General features: G+C 63.7%; 17 protein-coding genes. 9 read left to right on the forward strand and 8 right to left on the reverse strand.

All coding sequences use genetic code 11. The features are described 5' to 3' along the window. Nucleotides 1–11 precede the first annotated feature (11 nt). Nucleotides 12–1,373: an MFS transporter gene (locus HS968_RS19000; RefSeq protein ID WP_182368149.1), complete on the reverse strand. Its 1,362-nt coding sequence runs from the start codon at nucleotides 1,371–1,373 to the stop codon at nucleotides 12–14. Between the two features lie 247 nt (nucleotides 1,374–1,620). On the opposite strand from HS968_RS19000, the gene HS968_RS19005 reads away from it, so the two are divergent. Further along, nucleotides 1,621–2,406, forward strand: a complete 786-nt coding sequence (locus HS968_RS19005) for an IclR family transcriptional regulator (protein ID WP_182368151.1) — start codon at nucleotides 1,621–1,623, stop codon at nucleotides 2,404–2,406. A gap of 283 nt (nucleotides 2,407–2,689) precedes the next feature. Here HS968_RS19005 and HS968_RS19010 read toward each other — a convergent pair whose 3' ends face one another. The 4 genes from HS968_RS19010 to glnT form a co-directional block, all read right to left on the reverse strand. Next, on the reverse strand, nucleotides 2,690–4,015 hold the full coding sequence (locus HS968_RS19010; RefSeq protein WP_119693162.1) for an FMN-binding glutamate synthase family protein: 1,326 nt from the start codon (nucleotides 4,013–4,015) through the stop codon (nucleotides 2,690–2,692). Nucleotides 4,016–4,045: 30 nt separating this feature from the next. After that, the gene (locus HS968_RS19015) at nucleotides 4,046–4,729 is read right to left on the reverse strand and encodes a GltB/FmdC/FwdC-like GXGXG domain-containing protein (RefSeq protein WP_182368153.1); all 684 of its coding nucleotides are present in this window, start codon (nucleotides 4,727–4,729) and stop codon (nucleotides 4,046–4,048) included. Between the two features lie 160 nt (nucleotides 4,730–4,889). After that, a complete protein-coding gene (locus HS968_RS19020; RefSeq protein ID WP_182368155.1) occupies nucleotides 4,890–5,792 on the reverse strand; it encodes a class II glutamine amidotransferase in 903 nt (300 codons plus the stop codon). Between the two features lie 77 nt (nucleotides 5,793–5,869). Beyond that, complete coding sequence (gene glnT / locus HS968_RS19025) at nucleotides 5,870–7,204, reverse strand: type III glutamate--ammonia ligase (protein ID WP_182368157.1); 1,335 nt, start codon at nucleotides 7,202–7,204, stop codon at nucleotides 5,870–5,872. 245 nt (nucleotides 7,205–7,449) lie between these two features. On the opposite strand from glnT, the gene HS968_RS19030 reads away from it, so the two are divergent. Next, a complete protein-coding gene (locus tag HS968_RS19030; protein WP_106736711.1) occupies nucleotides 7,450–8,049 on the forward strand; it encodes a helix-turn-helix domain-containing protein in 600 nt (199 codons plus the stop codon). A gap of 393 nt (nucleotides 8,050–8,442) precedes the next feature. Beyond that, entirely contained in the window at nucleotides 8,443–9,708 is a 1,266-nt protein-coding gene (gene nhaA, locus HS968_RS19035) for a Na+/H+ antiporter NhaA (RefSeq protein WP_182368159.1), read from the forward strand. Between the two features lie 48 nt (nucleotides 9,709–9,756). On the opposite strand, the gene HS968_RS19040 is transcribed toward nhaA, so the two are convergent. Next, nucleotides 9,757–10,299, reverse strand: a complete 543-nt coding sequence (locus HS968_RS19040; protein ID WP_119693168.1) for a thioesterase family protein — start codon at nucleotides 10,297–10,299, stop codon at nucleotides 9,757–9,759. 108 nt (nucleotides 10,300–10,407) lie between these two features. Here HS968_RS19040 and HS968_RS19045 point away from each other — a divergent pair, with 108 nt between their 5' ends. Next, nucleotides 10,408–11,379, forward strand: a complete 972-nt coding sequence (locus HS968_RS19045) for a GlxA family transcriptional regulator (protein WP_182368161.1) — start codon at nucleotides 10,408–10,410, stop codon at nucleotides 11,377–11,379. Nucleotides 11,380–11,469: 90 nt separating this feature from the next. Here the strand turns inward: HS968_RS19045 and pdxR are convergent, their stop codons facing one another. Both pdxR and HS968_RS19055 read right to left on the reverse strand, forming a co-directional pair. Then, the gene (gene pdxR / locus HS968_RS19050; protein ID WP_182368163.1) at nucleotides 11,470–12,891 is read right to left on the reverse strand and encodes a MocR-like pyridoxine biosynthesis transcription factor PdxR; all 1,422 of its coding nucleotides are present in this window, start codon (nucleotides 12,889–12,891) and stop codon (nucleotides 11,470–11,472) included. A 237-nt stretch (nucleotides 12,892–13,128) separates the two neighbouring features. Further along, a complete protein-coding gene (locus tag HS968_RS19055; RefSeq protein WP_182368165.1) occupies nucleotides 13,129–13,758 on the reverse strand; it encodes a TetR/AcrR family transcriptional regulator in 630 nt (209 codons plus the stop codon). A gap of 118 nt (nucleotides 13,759–13,876) precedes the next feature. On the opposite strand from HS968_RS19055, the gene HS968_RS19060 reads away from it, so the two are divergent. The 5 genes from HS968_RS19060 (at nucleotide 13,877) to HS968_RS19080 (ending at nucleotide 20,349) form a co-directional block, all read left to right on the forward strand. Then, nucleotides 13,877–14,713, forward strand: a complete 837-nt coding sequence (locus HS968_RS19060; protein WP_182368167.1) for an enoyl-CoA hydratase-related protein — start codon at nucleotides 13,877–13,879, stop codon at nucleotides 14,711–14,713. 47 nt (nucleotides 14,714–14,760) lie between these two features. Then, nucleotides 14,761–16,281 carry a phytoene desaturase family protein gene (locus tag HS968_RS19065; RefSeq protein WP_182368169.1) on the forward strand — a complete coding sequence of 507 codons (1,521 nt, stop codon included), beginning with the start codon at nucleotides 14,761–14,763 and terminating at the stop codon, nucleotides 16,279–16,281. Then, nucleotides 16,274–17,437, forward strand: a complete 1,164-nt coding sequence (locus HS968_RS19070; RefSeq protein WP_182368170.1) for an FAD-binding oxidoreductase — start codon at nucleotides 16,274–16,276, stop codon at nucleotides 17,435–17,437. The genes HS968_RS19065 and HS968_RS19070 overlap by 8 nt, the downstream gene beginning before the upstream one ends. A gap of 49 nt (nucleotides 17,438–17,486) precedes the next feature. Continuing rightward, nucleotides 17,487–19,157: an AMP-binding protein gene (locus HS968_RS19075; protein ID WP_182368172.1), complete on the forward strand. Its 1,671-nt coding sequence runs from the start codon at nucleotides 17,487–17,489 to the stop codon at nucleotides 19,155–19,157. A gap of 64 nt (nucleotides 19,158–19,221) precedes the next feature. Further along, nucleotides 19,222–20,349 carry a YheT family hydrolase gene (locus tag HS968_RS19080; protein WP_182368174.1) on the forward strand — a complete coding sequence of 376 codons (1,128 nt, stop codon included), beginning with the start codon at nucleotides 19,222–19,224 and terminating at the stop codon, nucleotides 20,347–20,349. Nucleotides 20,350–20,398: the final 49 nt, after the last annotated feature.

Below are 20,398 nucleotides of genomic sequence, written 5' to 3' on the forward strand. Positions count from 1 at the left end.
AAAGCGAATGCTCAGGGATGGGAGGCGTTGCCCAGCACACCGGGCGCAGCCTGCGGCTTGCGATCACGCAGCCCTTTGACGTAGGCGGCGACCACGGCGATGCCGATGGGCAGGGTGAGGAACATGAACAGGTGGCTGAAGTCCCACTTCAGGCCCAGCAGCACCGCACCGACGGACGCGCCGAGGATCGCGCCGAAGCGGCCGATGCCGGTCATCCAGCTGGTGCCGGTGGCGCGCATCTCGGTCGGGTAGTAGGTCGCGGCCATGGCCGTCCAGCCGGTGTTGGTCGCGTTGATGCAGAACCCCAGCATGAAGACCAGCGCCATCAGGCCATACAGACCGGGCGACAGGTTGCCCAGCGAAAGGGTCAGCACGGCGCCGCCGATGAGCGTGCCGATCATTACCTTGTGCGGGTTGAAGCGATCCATCTCCCAACCGATGACGATGTTCCCGAGGGTGCCACCGACCTGCATCATCGCGCCCACCAACGCCGCGTCGGCCAGGCTGAAGCCATCGTCCTTGACGATGATCGGCAGCCAGCTGTTGAGGAAGTAGACCGTCAGCAGATTCATGAACAGGCCGACCCAGAGCGCCAGGGTGATCAGCCGATGCGACGGCGAGAGGATCAGCTTGATCGTGCCCTTGCCGGCACGTTGCGGCTCCGGACTGAGGAACTGGGTGGCCTGATCGGCAGTACCCGGTTCGATTGCGTTGACCACCTGCTGCAGCTCTTCACGATGCTGGTGCTTCATCGCCATGTACTTGGCCGACTCCGGCAGCACGAAGCACAGCAGCACGGCGAACAGGATCGGCACCACGCCGCCGACCACCAGGATCGACTCCCAGCCATGGCTCGGGATCAGCCCGTTGGCCAGGAAGCCGCCACCGGCAGCACCCAGGGTGAAGCCGCAGTAGACCACCGTGACCATCAGCGAGCGGTATTTCTTCGGCGCATATTCCGACGCCAACGTCGCCGCGTTGGGCTGCGAGGCGCCCAGGCCAAGACCGGTGAGGAAGCGCAGCAGGGAAAGGATCTCGACGTTCGGCGACCAGGCCGAAATCAGGCTCATGAAGCCGAAGAAGAAGATCGAGACGATGATCACTCTGCGCCGGCCGAAGCGGTCAGCCAGCGGCCCGCCCATCAGTGCGCCGATGGCCAGGCCGAACAGGCCCATGCTCATCACGATGCCCAGTTCTTCGCGGGGGATGTTCCAGTCGGCGATCAGCGAGGGCGCGATGAAGCCCATTGCCACCACGTCGAAGCCATCGAGGATCAGTACGGTCAGGCACAGCAGGAGGATCTTCCACTGGAAGTGGCCGAAAGGCCGGGAATCCAGGAACGCCTGGATGTCCAGTTGGCTGGAGGGTTTCATGGGGAGGCTCCGATTGTTGTTGTGTTTATGTCTCAGACCCTTTCCGGCAAGGCCAAGGCAGTGGCGCCGAATCCAGGGAGTCTTGACCCCCGAGTGTCGGTGGGCAACTCAATATTACATCTTTGGAATATCATTCCAAGTGGAAAGTAAAACCAAAATAGAGCCATCTATCTGGCTGCATTCAATTGGATTGCAATTCCATAGCGTCCTAGAATGAGGGCTTTCCTGCTTCTGGAGCCGCCCCCTGATGTCCACGTCCGTTCGTGACCGCGCCCTGTCCATTCTCGAGCTGCTGGTGAAACACGTCGGTGGGCTTCCCATGTCCGAAATCGCCGACCGCCTGGACATTCCGCGTACCGCGACACATCGCCTGCTCAATGAGCTCAAGGACATGGGCTACGTGAAGCAGAACGCGGCGACCACGCACTACCTGCTGACGGTGAAGCTCGCCTCGCTCGGCCTTACCTACCTGGCCGCGAGCGGTATCACCGATGCCACGCAGCCGCTGCTGGACGAGCTGGCCCAGGAAACCGGGGAGCTGATCCGCATGGCCGTGATCGAGGGTAACCACCTGATCTGGGTGGCCAAGGCCCAGGGTGCCCGAACCGGGCTGCGCTACGACCCCGATGCCGGCTCCGATGTCTACCTGCCAGCGACCGCCAACGGCCTGGCCTGGATGGCCGCCGAAAGCGAGGAGCGCGCGCTGGAGCTGATCGCCGAGCAAGGCATGGATCGGGCGCAGCATATGGGCCCCAATGCCCCGAAGAGCTTGCGCGAGCTACTGGATCGCATCGACCAGACGCAGAAGCGAGGCTATGGCGTAGTGCACGATGTCTACGAGCCCGGCACCAGTGCCGTGGCCGTGGTCATTCGCCACGTGGACGACGGCCGGCCCATCGGCACCGTCAGCGCCGCCGGCCCATCGGCCAGGATGACCGCCGAGAAGATCGAAGCGATTGCACCGCAGTTGCAGGATTGCGCCAAGCGCCTGGCCGCTCTGAGCCTGGTCTCGCCTGCCTTCAACAGCCGCTAAGAACCTGTTCATAATCTTTCTGCACAGGTTCGTAGATTGTGGCAGCCAAGTGGCGCAAGCGGCCATTTGCAGCGGTGAGCTAAAGCCCACCCTACGAGGCCAGCACGATCTGTAGGGTGGGCCGGGCGGCGATCCGCTTCAGCCCACCAAATGAGCGGGTTTAAAATCGCAGCCCGACCGGCCGCTCTCGCCTTGTAGTTGCCGCTTCAGATCGTGAACAGGTTCTAAGGCAATGAAAAAGGGCCACAACGCCAAGCGTTGCGGCCCTTTTTTACTATCGAGCTCAGTACTGCAATTGCCCCGGTACCCAGTTGGTGCCGGCCAGCGGTACGCGGGCCATGGCGGCGGCCTCCACGGTCAGCGCCACCAGATCCTCGGGGTCGAGGTTGTGCAGGTGCGACTTGCCGCAGGCGCGGGCCATGGTCTGCGCTTCCAGCACCAGCACGCGCAGGTAGTTGGCCAGGCGGCGACCGGCAGCGACCGGGTCGAGGCGCTTGGACAGCTCCGGGTCTTGGGTGGTGATGCCGGCCGGGTCGCGGCCGTTCTGCCAGTCGTCGTAGTAGCCGGCGGCCGAACCGATGGCCTTCAATTCCTCGTCCAGTCGCGGATGGTTGTCGCCCAGAGCGATCAGCGCGGCGGTGCCGATAGCCACCGCATCCGCGCCCATGGCCATGGCCTTGGCCACGTCAGCGCCAGTGCGAATGCCACCGGAGACGATCAGTTGCACCTTGCGGTGCATGTCCATCTCCTGCAGGGCCTGTACGGCTTGCGGGATGGCCGAGAGAATCGGGATGCCGACGTGCTCGATGAACACTTCCTGGGTCGCCGCGGTGCCGCCCTGCATGCCGTCGAGAACGATCACGTCGGCACCGGCCTTCACCGCCAGCTTGACGTCGTAGTACGGGCGGCTGGCACCGATCTTCACGTAGATAGGTTTTTCCCAGTCGGTGATCTCGCGGATCTCAGCGATCTTGATCGCCAGGTCGTCCGGGCCCGTCCAGTCCGGGTGACGGCAGGCGCTGCGCTGGTCGACGCCAATCGGCAGGGTACGCATGCCCGCCACGCGCTCGGTGACCTTCATGCCCAGCAGCATGCCGCCGCCGCCCGGCTTGGCGCCCTGGCCGAGGACGATCTCGATAGCATCGGCCTTGCGCAGGTCGTCCGGGTTCATGCCGTAACGCGACGGCAGATACTGATAGACCAGGTGCTGCGACTGGCCGCGCTCTTCCGGGGTCATGCCACCGTCGCCAGTGGTGGTGCTGGTGCCGGCGATGGTGGCGCCACGGCCGAGGGCTTCCTTGGCCTGGGCCGACAGCGCACCGAAGCTCATGCCGGCGATGGTCACCGGGATCTTCAGGTGGATCGGCTTCTTGGCGAAGCGGTTGCCCAGCACCACGTCGGTGCCGCACTTCTCGCGGTAGCCTTCCAGCGGGTAGCGCGACATGGAGGCGCCGAGTAGCAGCAGGTCGTCGAAGTGCGGCAGCTTGCGCTTGGTACCGCCGCCGCGGATGTCATAGATGCCGGTCTCGGCGGCACGCTGGATTTCCTGGATGGACAGGCGGTCGAAGGTGGCGGACTCGCGCAGCACCGGGGTGATTTTTTCGCTCATTGCAAATTCCTCTTCGGGCAGGGTGCGCGATCAGTACGCCGAAGCGTTGTCGACCTTGAAGTTGTACAGCTGGCGGGCCGAGCCGTAGCGCTTGAAGCTGGCCGGGTCTTCGTCGAAGCCGGCGCGGTTGAGCAGTTCGGCCAGTTCTTCCAGGTGCTCGGGGCGCATGTCCTTCTCGATGCAATCCGAGCCCAGCGACTTGACCGTGCCCTTGACGTAGATGCGCGTCTCGTAGAGCGAATCGCCCAGCGCATCGCCGGCATCGCCGCAGACGACGAGCCTGCCAGCCTGGCCCATAAAGCAGCTCATGTGGCCAATGCTGCCGCCGACGACGATATCGACGCCCTTCATCGAGATGCCGCAACGCGCGCCGGCGTCGCCTTCGATCACCAGCAGGCCGCCATGGGCGGTGGCGCCGGCCGCCTGCGAGGCGCTGCCCTTGATGCGCACCATGCCGCTCATCATGTTCTCAGCGACGCCGACACCGACGTTGCCGTGGATGGTGACGCTGGCCTTCTGGTTCATGCCGGCGCAGTAGTAGCCGGCGTGGCCGTCGATCTCCACGCTCAGCGCTTCGTTCAGGCCCACGGCAAGGTTGTGCTTGCCGCCTGGGTTGCTCACCACCCACTCGCGCTCGGAGAGGGTCTTGGCCTGCTCGTGCAGAGCCTGGTTCAGATCGCGCACGGTGGCGCTGGAAAGGTCGATGGTTTTCATGATCGTGTCCCCAAAAAGTAGAGAGTCGAATTCAGGCCGTCGCGAGCGCGCCGAGTGCAAGGAAGAACCGCAGCGAGCCGCGAGACAGTACGAGTAGTACGGCGAGCGGATCGCGAGGATCTGACGCAGCAATCGGTGTGCGCAGTAGGCCTGGAGCGACTCAAGCGCTGCGTTCCCAGATATACATGGTGGCCGGCTCCGGCTCCCACACCTTGGCCTTGTCGATGCCCGGCAGGGTCGACAGGGCCTGGTATTCGGAGGCCATGGCCACGTAGTCGTCGGTTTCGGCGAGGATCGCCGGCTTGCAGGCGATGGGGTCGCGGATCACCGCGAAGCCGTCGCGGGTGCCGATGGCGAAGGTGAAGAAGCCATCGAGGTCGTCCATCGAATGGTCGAGCGCTTCCTTGAGCGAATCGCCCTGGCGCAGGCGCCAGGTCAGGTAGCCGGCGGCGACCTCGGTGTCGTTCTCGGTTTCGAACTCTATGCCGTGACGGCGCAGTTCCTGGCGCAGACGGAAGTGGTTGGACAGCGAGCCGTTATGCACCAGGCACAGATCCTGGCCGGTGGAGAATGGGTGGCTGCCCTCCATGGTCACCGCGCTCTCGGTGGCCATGCGGGTGTGGCCGATGATGTGGCTGCCCTTCATCTTGGCCAGCGAGAAGCGCTCGGAGATTTCCTTCGGCAGGCCCATGCCCTTGAGAATCTCAATGCTCTGGCCGACGCTCATCACGCGCACAACCGGCGCCAGCTCGGCGAGCACGGCACGTACCGCCGCCTCGTCGGCATTGGTCTTGAGCACGGCGGCGCTGGCGTTCTGGAACCAGTCCAGCGAGCAGCCCAGGCGGCCTTCCAGCTCGCCCATCAGCGCCTTGAAGTCATAGCCAGCCTCGGTGCTCTGCAGGGTCAGCTTGATCCAGCCGTCCTTCACCTCGTCGCCGTAGATGGCGAAGCCGGCACTATCCGGGCCACGGTCGGTCATGGCCAGCAGCATGGGTTCGAACAGGGCGCCGAGCTGGTTTTCCAGCGCCGGGTTCTTCAGGTACAGACCTACGATTCCACACATAAAAAAGTCCTCATCACCTCCCTTTGGGGAGGCTCGTTCGGGGGCGTTGGCGTGTGCCCGCGCGGGCGGGCGTTCGGCTAGAAGAATTCGGTGTAACGCTCGATTTCCCAGTCGGAGACGTGGCGGCTGTACTCGACCCATTCCATGCGCTTGAGCTTGATGAACTCGTCGACGATCTCGGCGCCGAGCACCTCGCGGAACAGCGGGTCGGCCTCCAGCGCATCACAGGCTTCCTTGAGCGATTGCGGCAGCGTGTCGATACCGCGTGCGGCGATTTCCTCCAGGCTGAGCTTGTAGAGGTTCTCGTTGCAGGCCCTGCCCGGATCGAGCTGACGGTCGATGCCGTCGAGGCCGGCGGCGATGATCGCGGCGGTGACCAGGTAGGGGTTGCAGCCGGCGTCCGGCAGGCGGAACTCGATGCGCCCATAGGGAATGCGCAGCATCGCCGAACGGTTGTTGTCGCCATAGGCGATGAAGGCTGGCGCCCAGGTCGCGCCGGACAGCGAACGGCCAACGACCAGGCGCTTGTAGGAATTCACCGTCGGCGCGGCGAAGGCGCACAGCGCCGGGCCATGAGCCAGCAAGCCGGCGAGGAAGTGATAGGCCAGCTTGGACAGGCCCATGCCGCTCGGGTCGCTGGCGTCATGAAACAGGTTCTTGCTGCTGGCGCTGCCGATCGACAGGTGGAAGTGCATGCCGTTGCCAGCGCGACGCGGATCCGGCTTGGGCATGAACGAGCAGATCATGCCCAGATCGTTGGCGATCTCGCCGGCGGCCATGCGGAAGAAGGTGAAGCGATCCGCCGACTCCATGGCATCGCTGTAGGTGTAGTTGATCTCGAACTGGCCGCAAGCGTCCTCGTGGTCGATCTGGTAGATATCGAAGCCGACCGGCTGCAGCGCCTCGGTGAGCTTTTCCAGGAAGGCGCGCGAACGTGACAGGCCCTTGTAGTCGTAGCAGGGCTTCTCCAGCTTGTCGCTGGCATCGACCGGCACCAGCTTGCCCTCGGCATCGCGGCGGAACAGGCTGAATTCCGGCTCCAGGCCGGTGTTCAGTGTCCAGCCCCGATCGGTCAGGCGCTGCACCTGCTGTTGCAATACATAGCGGGTGTCGTAGGGATGCGGCTGGCCGTTGACATGGCCGACGCACACCACGCGTCCATAACCTGGCTGCCAGGGCACCGGCATCAACGTGGACAGATCGCCGCGCGCCATGAAGTCAGGGCCGTGCGGCTCCATGCCCATGCCCCAGATGGCGAACCCGGCGAAACCGGCGCCCTCCTCGGCTACGGCCTTGAGCCCCGAGACCGGCACCGACTTGGTCTTGGCCGCGCCGTGGATGTCGACGAACTGGGCCAGCACGTACTTGATGCCGTGCTGGTCGATGATTTTCTGGGTTTCGCTGGGCAACATGGTTGGGGCCTCCGGTGGCGTCGCCATTATTCCGCTGGGGAATTTTAATTTCCCCAAAAGAAATGCAAGCAGCTTGCCAACTGCGCATACGCGCCCCCACAAGCACGGAAACCCGCGTCTTTCTTCTATCCGCCAAGGAAAGATGCTTTCATAGGAGGAAATTCCAACCGTGAAAACGCACCGAAGAAAGGCACTCCGCACATTCTCAGTGCGAATTTTTTATTCATAAGAAGATATAAGCACGCATGACGACTTCTACAGAAATCCCTCCCCGCCTCAAGCTCGAGCAATACCTGGGCATGCAGATTCGCCGCCAGCGGCAGGCGCAGGAACTGAAGATCGCCGATGTGGCGCGCATCGCCGGGATCAGCCAGGGCATGCTGAGCAAGATCGAAAACGCCCAGGTCTCCACCAGCCTCGACACCCTCAGCCGCCTCTGCGACGTGCTCGGCATGCCCATGTCCAAGCTGTTCAGCCAGTACGACCAGCAAGGTGGCAGCGCCCTGCTGGTGAAGGCCGGCGAAGGCCTCGAAGTGGTGCGTCGAGGCACCGACAAGGGCCACACCTATCGCCTGCTCAACCATACCCGTGGGCCGAAGAAGAGCTTCGAGGCGTATATGGTGAGCATGGACGACGCCAGCGAGGAGTTCCCCACCTTCGCTCATCCCGGCACCGAGTTCCTCCATCTGCTGGAAGGTGAACTGGTGTACCGCCACGGTAACCAGCTCTACCCGATGCAGGCAGGCGATAGCCTGACCTTCGACGGCGAAGTGCCGCACGGCCCGGAGAAGCTGGTGAAAGTGCCAATCCGACTGTTGTCGATCATGAACTACGGGGCTGATTGACCAGTACAGCATGGCGGCCTCGGGTATCGGCTGCGCCCTGCCCGCGCCATGAAACAACCTGCAACGTCATGCTGTTGAAGCACGCCAGTAACCCGCTATAAGATCCCCGCACTTTGGCGTGTGCTGCGTGCGCCCGGGGTAAGCCCCGAATACGGAGAACGATCAGTCGTTTTCCGTGAGGCTTTCCCGAAACATGCAGCCGTTCAGCTTTCTGTGGCGACGCCCCGATTCGTCGAATCCGTCCCGAGCCTTTTCCGCCACTCCTCTGCGCCCTTTCCCCGCCTCTGACCAGACCCCGTTCTGGCCAGCGCTTCGCTGTGTCCGCCTTTCCCAGACTCGCTCATTGGCCGTCCGACACAGCGCCTGTTTCCACTCGTCCAAGGAGAACCTTGCATGACCTATTCGTCATCGATCCCGCAGCCGTCCGCGCTCAAGCGCTTTCTCGCCAGCGAGGCGGCCGGTGGCGTATTGCTGATGTTCGCAGCCGCGGCAGCCGTGATGATTGCCAACAGCCCGCTGGCCAGCAGCTACCTGCATCTGCTTCACATGGCGACTGGCCCGACGCTCAGCGAGAAGCTCGGCCCGATGACGCTGCACCTGTGGATCAACGATGGCCTCATGGCGATCTTCTTCTTGCTGGTAGGCCTGGAGATCAAACGCGAGCTGGTGGACGGTCGTCTTTCCTCCTGGGAACAACGCCGCCTGCCCGCCTTGCCCGCATTGATGGGGATGATGGTGCCTGCGGGGATCTTCCTGGCAATCACCCAGGGGGAAGCACAACTTGGCAACGGCTGGGCCATTCCCGCCGCGACCGATATCGCGTTTGCCGTCGGCGCGCTGGCCCTGCTGGGCCGCCATGCACCGCTGTCACTGAAGCTGATGCTGGTGTCGGTGGCCATCATCGACGACATGGGCGCCGTGGCGATCATCGCGATCTTCTACACCGCCTCGATCAACGTCACCGCGCTGCTCTTGGCGGCCGCCATCATCGCCGTGCTGTTCACGCTCAACCGCCTGCGCGTGATGGTGTTGTGGCCCTATCTGATCGGCCTGGCCCTGCTGTGGTACGTGACACTGCTGTCGGGCGTACATGCCACCATCGCAGGTGTCGTCGGCGCCTTCCTGATTCCCTACATTCCCACGCCTGGCGAACCTGACTCTCCCGATTCGCCCCTGCACCGCCTCGAACATGGCATCGCGCCCTGGGTGGGCTTTCTGATCGTCCCCTCCTTCGGCTTCGCCAATGCCGGGGTTTCCTTCGAGGGCCTCGCCCTTGCGGATGTCTTCGCGCCCTTGCCCCTGGGCATCGCGGCTGGCCTGTTCCTTGGCAAGCAGCTCGGTGTATTTGGCGGCGTGCTGCTGGCGGTGAAATCCGGGCTGGCCGCCAAGCCCCGAAGCTGCACCTGGTTGCAGATCTATGCGATCTCCATGCTCTGCGGTATCGGCTTCACCATGAGCCTGTTCATCAGCGGCCTGGCCTTTCCCGGTTACCCGGAGCTGGTGGAGGAATCCAAGATCGGCATCATGCTCGGCTCACTGCTGTCGGCCATCATCGCCTGCCTGATTCTGCGCTTCGCGCCCAAGGCACAGGATCAAGCCCAGGAAGAACGCGCGCAGAGAGCAGAAATTCGCCAGGACGGCGATGTCCAGCGGATCTAGCCAAGTCAATGGCTCCTGCCAAAGACACCTGACCAACCTGCAGGGCGTCTACGGACGCTCTGCTTCACGCAGGTGCAGGCTCAAACCATCACAGCTCGCCGACCACTCCTGCAACCATTGCGGCAACGGCGGCGACTGCTCATCGATGCCAAGTTCACGGGCGAACTCGGCCGGCGCGACATTGCCTTTCGGCCCACGAAACAACCCGCGCATGACCACCACGGCGATCACCCGCTGATCCTTGACGAAGCGGTGTTCGACGAAGCTCCATCGCTCATCCCAACCCAACATCCGCGTGTGGATTTCAAAGCGTTCGAACAGCTTCAGCTCACGGCGAAACTTGCCGCACACGTCGCCGACGATGGGCAACGCGCGGTGCCGAAGCGCCACGCGAAAAGCCCCGCTGCGCAGTACGTAATCCATACGTCCGACATCGGCTAGGGTGAAGTAGCGACCATTGGTGACGTGCCGATTGAAATCCAGATCCAGCGGCCAGACCCGCAGCCGCACCACGGTAGTTGCGAGCCATGGCACCGGCTTGCGCCAGGGACGACGCAACAGCATCAGGAAAAGGCGAAACCACAGGTTCATGCGGCGAACACCTGTTTGAATGACAAGGGCCGCACTCTAGGTGGCGCGCATGGAGTAAGGTAGATGCAGAAATGACTAATACCATGCGATTTACGCAAGAGAGTTTTCATGCACATCACCTTGCTGGTGGCCGAACACAGCTCGCTGGCCAGCGCCGCCCTGGCGCTTGAAGTCCTCGACGCCGCCAATCGCTTCGCCCAGCCAGCCGCAGCCCCCTTCACCCTCAGCGTGGCATCGCTGGACGGACAGCCGGTGGCCAATGCCCTGGGTCGAGCGATGCCGGTAGACATGTCACTAGACGCGGTGACGCAAACCGACCTGGTGCTGATTCCTGGCTTTCTCTTCAGCCTGCGCGACGCCCTGCCCGCCTTCGGGCGCTATCGCGGCTGGCTGCGGCGCCAGCACGATCAGGGCGCGGTCATCGCCTCGATGTGCACGGCCACCTTCATGCTGGCCGAGGCGGGCCTGCTCGACGGTGTCGAAGCCACCACCCACTGGGCCTTCGCCGATCTGCTGCGACGCCGCTACCCTGCGGCGCGGGTGGACGAGCGGCGCATCCTCTGCGAGGACGGTCGGGTGATCACCAGTGCCGGGGCGAGTGCGGCGATGGACTTGCTGCTGCACCTGATTCGCCGCTTCGCCTCGCGCGAATTGGCGCAGCAATGCAGCCGCTACCTGCTGATCGATAACGTACGCAGCGAGCAGTCCGTCTACATCAGTTGGTCAATGCCACGCAGCCATGGCGACGAGGCCGTGTTGCGCGTTCAGGACTGGATGGAGTCGAACTTCGCCAACCCCTGCAACATCGATGAGCTGGCCGAGCGCTTCGGTTTCGGTGTTCGCAACTTCAAGCGCCGCTTCAAGGACGCCACCGGTCACACCCCGCTGGCCTACCTCCAGGCATTGCGCCTGGAAAAGGCCAAGGAACTGCTGGAAAGCACGCGCCTGAATTTCGAGGTCATCACCAGTCGCGTGGGCTATGAGGACAGTAACTCGTTCCGCCGCCTGTTCTGCCAGCGTGTCGGCATTTCGCCGGCCGCCTTCCGCAAGCGCTTTCTCAGGAGCCCTGCCGGGCTCTAGCTGAGGGCGGATCAATAACCAGGGTCACATCCACTTTGCGCCTGGACACAGGCTGGTCATCGAAGGGCCGCCGATTACTTGCGACCTCGGCTAACGACTGAACAGGGTTTCGAGTTGACGAACCGAGATCGCGGTCTCTTCGGCCGTCTTGAAGTTGGCAAAGCCCATCAGCAACCCGCCCTGCCCTGCGCTATGCATTCGCCAGTCATTCAGGGCATGTACTGCAAGACCATTGCCTCTGGCGGCCTTGGCCAGGGCCTGGTCGTCGTTCCGGCCATTCAGGTAGGCCAGCACATGAATACCGCCGGCCTGCGGCGAAACGTACAGGCGTTGTCCCATCGCCCCACTAAGCGCATCGATCAGGAACTGATGCCTCTGCGCGTACAGAGCCCGCATCTTGCGCAGATGCCGGGTGAAGTGCCCCTGCTCCATGAAGTCAGCAACCATGGCCTGCGACAGGATCGAACCAGCGCTGGGATACTGGTGCGCCGCCGCGTTGAAAGTGGCGACCTGGCTGGCAGGTACAACCAGATAAGCCAAGCGCAACCCGGGAAACAGCACCTTGCTGAAGGTACCGGTGTAGAGCACCCGACCATCGCGATCCAGGCTCTTGAGTGCCGGTAGCGGGCGGCCGTGGTAACGAAACTCGCTGTCGTAGTCATCCTCGATGATCCAGGCGCTACGTCGGCTCGCCCAGTCCAGCAGTTCCAGACGGCGTGGCAGCGACAGCGCAACGCCAGTCGGACTCTGGTGTGTGGGAGTGACCACGGCGAAACGGGCATCGGCGGCGCGTTGCTGGGCACTCGCCACGTTCAGTCCGTCCTCATCGACCGGCACCGGCTCCAGGCGCATGCCGGCCTGCTGCAAGAACTGCCGGGCCAGCAGGTAGCCAGGCTCCTCGTACCAGCCCAGGTCTCCGGGCTGCAGCAGCGCACGACAGACGAGTTCCAACGCCCCGCGATAACCCGCCGTGACGAAGACCTGTTCATGCGAGCAGGCGATACCCCGCGATATTCCCAGATAGGTCGCGATGGCCCGCCGCAGCGGTTCGTATCCCGCTTCATCGGGATAGGTCATGGCGGCGGTATCCAGGGTGCGAAGGCGCCGCCCGGTCAGGCGCACCCAGGCTTTGCGCGGAAACGCATCCAGCGCCGGTAAACCGAGCTGGAACGGCAGCACCTCGCGAGCCGAGTTGCTCAGGCTGGAGGCTGGCGACTGGGCGGGAGCGAAGGACGCCGCCTGGCCAGGTTCTGGCAGACCATCCAGATGGGGAGAAACGACTGTGCCGGAGGTGCCACGCGTCGTGAAGTAGCCCTCGCTCACCAGCATCTGATAGGCCACCTCGACCGTGCCACGCGCCAGGTTCAGCTCGCTGGCCAGGCTGCGCACGGACGGCACTCGATCACCTGGGCTGAGTTTGCCGCTGGCGATTGCCTCCCGGTAACGACGGTAGAGCTGCAGGTAGATCGGTGCGTCATGTTCCCGAGAGGGCGTCAGGTGCTCCAGCTCCATGAAAACTGCTCCAGTTATCCGATTGGTTATTGCACCTGTCCGCTAGGCCAAGGCTTGCCTAATCTAAGGCTCAGCGGCCAAGGAAGCCATGCCTGCTGCCTGCGCCGGTGGCATAAGCACAAGACGTTGGCGGCCCGCATGGGACAAGTGTTGCGCGCAGGTTTTCGATAACAGGATCGACACCCACGCCTGAAATGGCCTGCTCGGGTCAGCCAGCACCGTTGCAGCACGCCCCTTTCACTGCTGCGCAGCCCCCACGCCACAGGCCGTGAACAGGTGCTCGAAGCCTTGCAGGGTAGTGTCGACGAAACGGGCGTCGGTGGTCGAGGCGGGAAAGTGCAGCACGCCATGGATGACCAGTGACGCCAGGCCATGGGTGTAAGACCAGGCCGCCAGCGCAGCGCGGCGGCCCTCGGCACTTGCGGCGTCCTGGCCGAGGATGTCGGCCATGATGCGTTTCAACTCGTCAAAGGCCTCGTCGCGTGCCTCGAGGTACTGCAACGGCATGTCGTCGCTGGCCGATTCCGGCCCGAACATCAGCTGATAGAGCGCCGGATTATTGCGGGCAAAGCTGAAGTAGGCGAGGCAAGCATCCCGTAGTTTCTGCAGGCCTGTGCTGTCCTGATCCTCCAAGCGCAATGCCGCACCCAATTCGCGAAAGCCCTGAGCCGCCAGGTGGCCGATCAGTTCGGCGCGATTGGCGTAGTGGTGATAGGCAGCCGTGGAGCTGACGCCGACACGTTCGGACACAGCGCGCAGTGACAGCTTGGTCGGCCCCACTTCCTCGAGCATTTCTCGCGCGGCGCTGAGCAGCTGGGGGGCAAGGTTGCCGACATGGTAGGTGTCGCGGGCGCGGTTCGTGCTCATGCGAGAGAAGCCTTGGTTGCATGGGATAGGGGCGCTGGAATCTTATCATCGAGCAGTATCTTGACGGTGCTAAGATTCGATCTTAGCATCGCTAACATTCCCCGCATGAGGCCTGCCCATGACTCACCACTACGAATGTTTTGCCGTCAGCATCGAGAACGGCGTTGCCCACCTGCAACTCAATCGCCCGGACAAGGCCAACAGCCTCACGCGGGCCTTCTGGAGCGAGTTGCCGGAGGCCGTCAGCCGCCTGAGTCATTCGGGCCAAGTACGAGCACTGGTGATTTCGGCGCAGGGCAAGGTGTTCTGTGGCGGTCTGGACATGCAGATGTTCTCCACCGCCAAGGAATTCCACGCGACCTCACCGCAGGAGCGCGAGGTGCTGCAGGTCAACCTGGAGCGTATGCAGGACGCGCTGAATGCGCTGGAGAGAGCGCGCTTCCCGGTGATCGCCGCCGTGCAGGGCGCCTGCATCGGTGGCGGATTCGATCTGATCGCCGCCTGTGATCTGGTTTTCGCCTCGCAGGCGGCGAGCTTCCGCATCGAGGAAACCAACGTCGGCATGATGGCTGACCTGGGCGTGCTGCAACGTCTGCCGCGACTGATTCCGGCCGGTGTCGCTCGCTACCTGGCGCTGACCGGAGACACTCTGCAGGTCGACGAGGCTCATCGCCTGGGACTGCTGGCCAAGGTTTTCGCCACGCCTGAGGAGTTGCTGGCCGGCGCCTTTGCCGCCGCGCAGAAGATCGCCGAGCGCCCGCCGATCGCGATCAACGGCATCAAGCGCGCCATGCTCTACAGCCGTGACCACGGCGTCTACGAATCCCTGCAACACACCGTGCTGCTACAGAGTTCGATCCTCAGCGGCCAGGACATCCTGCGTTCGGTCGGTGCACGCAAGAGCGGCACGCCAGCGGAATTCGCCGATCTGATCGAGCTTCAAGACACCTTCTGAGACCTTTTTTTAACCAAATCTTATCGCTGATAAGTTTGAGGTGAACGATGAAGCATTACGACGCCGTGGTGATCGGTGCCGGCAACGCCGGGCTGACCGCAGCCACTGCACTGCAGCGCGGCGGCAGTCGCACCCTGCTGGTGGAGCGGCACAATATTCCGGGTGGCTGCGCGACCTCCTTCGTGCGCGGCAACTTCGAGTTCGAGGTGGCGCTGCATCAGCTCAGCGGCCTGGGCACCGAGGACAAACCCTTCGTGATGCGCAAGTTCTTCGACAAGCTGGGGGTGATGGACAAGGTCGAGTTCATCCAGGAGCACGCGCTGTATCGCCTGGTGGTGCCGGGTGAGCTGGACGTCACGCTGCCGGCCAGTTGGTCGGGCATCCGCCGCCTGCTGCAGGAGATGTATCCGGCCGAAAGCGAGGCCATCGAGCGCTTCATGCTGGTCTGCGAGAAGGTCACCCTGGAAAGCTTCATGACCTTGCCGCAAGCCGCCCGCGCCAACAGCGAGGCGATGCTCAGGTCGATGTGCCCGTACTACGTGCAGTACGGTTTCCGCCCGGCGCGCGAGGTGCTCGACGAGTTCTTCAGCGACGCCAAGTTGAAGAACATCCTCGCCACCTATTGGCTCTACCTCGGCGTGTCGCCGAACATGCTGCCGTTCGCCGACCTGGCCACCATGCTCTACGCCTATGCGGTGTTCAAACCCTGGCATATCAAGGGCGGCTCCCAGGCCATGTCGACCGCGCTGGTGGAGTCGTTCCTCGAAGCCGGTGGCGAGGTGCGCTTCAACTGTGGCGTGGAGAAGATTCACACCGAAGGCGGGCGCGTCAGTGGCGTCAGCCTGGAAGGCGGCGAGCGGGTCGCCTGCGACGCGGTGGTGTCCAACGCCAGCCCGCTGATCACCTTCAACGAACTGCTCGACCTCGACCGCCCACCACTGAAGATCCAGCAGGACTTCAAGTCGCGGCGCATGGGCACCTCGGCCTTCGTCATCTACCTGGGCCTGGACTGCACACCGCAGGAGCTGGGCGTGACCACGGCGTCGAGCTTCATCTACGAGACCCTCGACGAGGAGGCGATCCACGCGCGCATGGGCAGCCTGGAAGCGCCGCTCGGCGGCATGCTCACCTGCTACAACCTGGAAGACCCGAGCGCCGCACCGGCCGGCAAGAGCCAGGTAGTGCTGGTCTGCCTGCAATACGGCGACGTGTGGAAATCGGTGAAGCCCGAGGATTACGCGCAGACCAAGTACGCCTTCGCCGAGAAGCTCATCGCGCTGATCGAGAAGGTCTACCCCACGGTGCGCCAGTACATCGAAGAGGTCGAAGTGGCCACGCCGCTGACCATGATGCGCTACCTCAACACGCCCGGCGGCGCCATCTACGGCTTCCAGCAGAGCGCGCAGGATTCGGCGCTGCTGCGCGAGCGTCTGGACGCCGTGCCGGGCCTGTACATGGCCGGCTCCTGGACGTCCATGGGCGGCTTTCAGCCGACCTACATGGCCGGCGAGTCGACCGCTCGCGCCGTGCTCAAGCAAATCAAGGTGAAGGAGATGGCCAATGTCTGAGCACAATGCATTGAACCTGATCGCCGGTTACAGCGAGGCGTTCGCCGCCAAGCTGGCACTGGAGCAAAGCGGCAGCGACTTCCAGGAAGTGCGCGGCGACGTGGCCGGCAGCGTGGTGCAACTGCACCCCAAGCGCCTGGCGCTGCAGGTCGCCGAGATCATCGAGGACACGCCAAGCACCAGGACCCTGCGCCTGGTAGCGGTCGACGGCCATCCGCTGCCGCCGTTCCAGGCCGGGCAGTACATCAACCTGTTCGTCGAGATCGACGGGGTGAGAACGGCGCGGCCCTACGCCATGTCGTCTTCGCCACTGCAACGCATGCACTACGACCTGACGGTCAAACGCGCCCAGGGCGGCTTCGTCTCCAACTACCTGCTCGACCGGGTGAGCGTCGGCCAGCGCCTAAGCAGTTCTGGGCCGATGGGCACCTTCCATCACAACCCGCTGTTTCATGGCGACGACCTAGTGTTCCTCGCCGGTGGCTCGGGTTCGGCGCCGGCGCGCAGCATCCTGCTGAACATCCTCGAGCGCGGGCTGCCGCAGCGCTTTCACATGATCTACGTGAACAGCCATGTCGACGACGTGATCTATGCCGATGAACTGCGCGAGCTGGCGGCACAGCACGAGAACTTCACTCTGAGCGAAGTCATCTCGCGGCCGCCTGCGGGCTACAGCGGGCGCAGTGGTCGCCTGAACCGCGCCATGCTGCAGGAACTGCTCGGTGATATCGGCGACAAGATGTTCTACATCTGCGGCCCGACGCCGTTCAACGACAGCTGCATGGCGCTGCTCGGCGAGCTGGGCGTTGCCCGCCGGCGCATCCGCGTCGAGGCCAACGGTGCACCCAAGACGCCGCACCAGCAGACCGGCTGGCCGGCAGGCGTGAGCCTGGACGATGAGGTGACCATCACCGTGCAGGGGCGTGGCAGCTTTCGCAGCACCGTCGGTGAGCCGCTGCTCAATGCCCTGGAACGCAACGGCTACTTCGTCGAGAACGCCTGCCGTTCCGGTGAATGCAGCCTGTGCCGGGTCAAGTTGACGTCCGGCGAGGTGTTCAACCCACAGGAAGCGCACCTGCGCAAATCCGACCGTGATTTCGGCTGGATCTACTCCTGCGTGGCCTTCCCCGTCGGCGATATCGAAGTGCTGCTCTGAGCAGGCAAGCGACGCTCCAGCCCCAATAACAAGAACGAGGAGAAAGACGATGACCACCCAATCCCGCCGCTGGGAAAAACACTATCCAACGCAGTTGCATGGCTACCGCATCGACGCCGAATCATTGGCCGGCAACCTTGCCGATAGCGCCGGCGAGAATGCCCGGCGCTTCGGCGATGCACCGGCCTTTACCCAGGTGCTGCCCAACGGCTTGCAGGCCGAGCTTTCCTTCGCCGAAATCGAACGGCTGTCCAACGCTTTCGCCGCCTACCTGATGCATGAACAGGGTTTGCCGGCAGGCGCGGTGGTGGCCCTGCAATTGCCCAACAGCCTGCATTACCCCATTGCCGTGCTGGGTGCGTGGAAGGCCGGTTTGATCGTCACCAACGTCAACCCGCTGTACACCGAACGTGAACTCGACGCGCAACTGCTCGACAGCGGCGCCAGCCTGCTGGTGGCGTGCGATCTGTTCGCCAAGCGCGCGCAGCAGGTGATCGAGCAACGTGGCGTGCCGCTGCTGTTGACCAGCCTCGGTGATTTCTTTCCCGCGCTGGTTGGCCGCGCCATCCAGCAGAACCTGGAAGAGCAGACCGGCGACGACCTGACGCCGCAGATCGCCTTCCAGCGCTTCAGCGAGGCGCTAGGCGTCGGCGCTGAGCTGCAACTGTCGCGGCGCAATCATCCGGTCGCCCTGTACCAGTACACCGGCGGCACCACGGGACGGAGCAAGGGTGCGGTGCTGACCCATGCCAACCTGAAAGCGGTACTGCGCATGGCCGAAGACTATCTGGCCGGCTTCGGCGCGCAGATCGAGCCCGGTGACATCATCCTCACCATCCCGCCGCTCTATCACATCTTCGCCTTCAACTTTAACTTCCTGCTGTTCTTCGGCCGTGGTGGGCACAACCTGCTGGTGCCCAACCCGCGCCCGCTGGCCAACACCCGTCCGGCCTTCGAGAAATTTCCGGTGCGCTGGATGACCGGGGTGGACACCCTGTATGCCGGCCTGCTGGCCGAACCCTGGTTCCAGGCCAACCCGCCTGCGCTCAAACTCGCCGTATCCGGCGGCACCGCACTGCGCCCGGTGACCGGCGAACGCTGGCGCGCACTCGTCGGCCAGATTCTCGAAGGTTATGGCCTGACCGAGAGCTCCTGCTTCGTGGCCTTCAACCCGCCTGGCCCCAAGGAACGGCATGGCACCGTCGGCCTGCCGCTGCCCGGTCTCGACGTGCGCATCGCCGATGCTGATGGACACGAGCTGGCCATCGGCACGCCTGGCGAACTGCTGGTGCGCGGCCCGAACATCATCGAGCACTACCTGAACCGTCCCGATGAAACCCGCGAGGCCTTCGTCGATGGTTGGTTCCGCACCGGCGACATCGCGGTGATGGACGAAGACGACTACATCCGCATCGTCGACCGCAAGAAGGACATGGTGCTGGTCTCCGGCTTCAACGTGTACCCCAACGAGGTCGAGGCGGTGATCGCCGAGCATCCCGATGTCATGGAAGTGGCCGTGATCGGCGTGCCGGACGAGAACACTGGCGAGGCCGTGTGCGCCTTCGTCGCGCTGCACCGGCCAGGGTTGGATGGCGAAGCGATCATTCGTCACTGCCGCGAGCGACTGACCGCCTACAAGGTGCCCAAGCGCATCGAGTTCCGCGACCAGTTGCCCAAGTCACCCATTGGCAAAATCCTCAGGGCGCAATTGCGAACCTGACCCGCGCCAGCCAGCTGTGCGGATACCCTACGCAGCTGGCTCGTTCCCAACTCAAGGACATCCGATGTCGATCTGGTTCACCGTCGTTGCCGTGCTCGCTGTCGGGCTAGTCATCCACTACCTGCGCACGGCGGCGCGCAAGCCGCAGTTGATCTACCAAGCCAACGCGGAAAACCAGCAACTGCTCGCCCAGGTGCCGCGCCTGAGCCGGCGCTTCTGGGTAACGCCCTGGCTGTTCAATGGCCACCTGCAGCTGCTCGGCCTGGGGCTGACGAAGGCCTTCTGCGGACGCCTGCACTACGACCACGTGGATACCCTGCGCATGGCCGATGGCGGCACCACGGCGCTGCACTGGCTGGGCGCTGAACTGCCGAGCGATGTACCGACGCTGGTGGTGCTGCACACCATCACCGGCTCACCGCACAGCATGCGCGCCTTCATGCGTGACCTGCAGCGGCTGACGGGGTGGCGCGTGGTCTTGTGCCAACGGCGCGGCCATGGCGAGCTGGCGCTGACCAGCGCACGCTTCAACACCATGGGCGACACCGAGGATCTGCGCGAACAGCTGCGCTTGATCGCCGAGCGCTATCCGCAGTCGCCCCTGTACGCCGCAGGCATCTCGGCTGGCACCGGCCTGCTGATCCGCTACCTCGGCGAGCAAGGCGACGATACGCCGCTGCGCGGCGCGTTCGCCTATTGCCCGGGCTACGACATCAGTGTCGCCTTCGCCCGCTCACGCGCCCCTTTTACCCGGTTGATGGCACGCAAGCTGGTACGCCAGTTCGTCACCCCGAACAAAGACACGCTGGCTCATCTGCCCAGCTTCGCGGCGCTGGAAGGTGCGCAAAGCCTCGATGAATTTCACCAGCACCTGTACGAGTGCGCGGGTTACCCCAGCCACCAGGCCTTCCTCGACAACTGCAACCCGGTGACACTGATGCACCGCGTGAACATTCCACTGCTGGTGCTCAACGCCGAGGACGACCCAGTGTGTGTGCTGGACAACGTGCAGGATCACCGGCAGGCCATGGCGAACATGCCGCGCACCATACTGGCCGTCACCGCCCGTGGCAGCCATTGCGCTTATCTCGCCGGCCTCACTGCCTATCCATGGGCCCATCATCTGGCGGCTGAGTTTCTTCAGGCGCTGGATGCGGGGGCTGAGCAGGAATCACCAGAGCAGGCGAAATAGAGGACAAGTGAGAGCCTGCGATGAACAAGCATCGAGCAGAAGCGAACGA

The organism is Pseudomonas berkeleyensis (assembly GCF_014109765.1).
GTDB lineage: Bacteria > Pseudomonadota > Gammaproteobacteria > Pseudomonadales > Pseudomonadaceae > Aquipseudomonas > Aquipseudomonas berkeleyensis.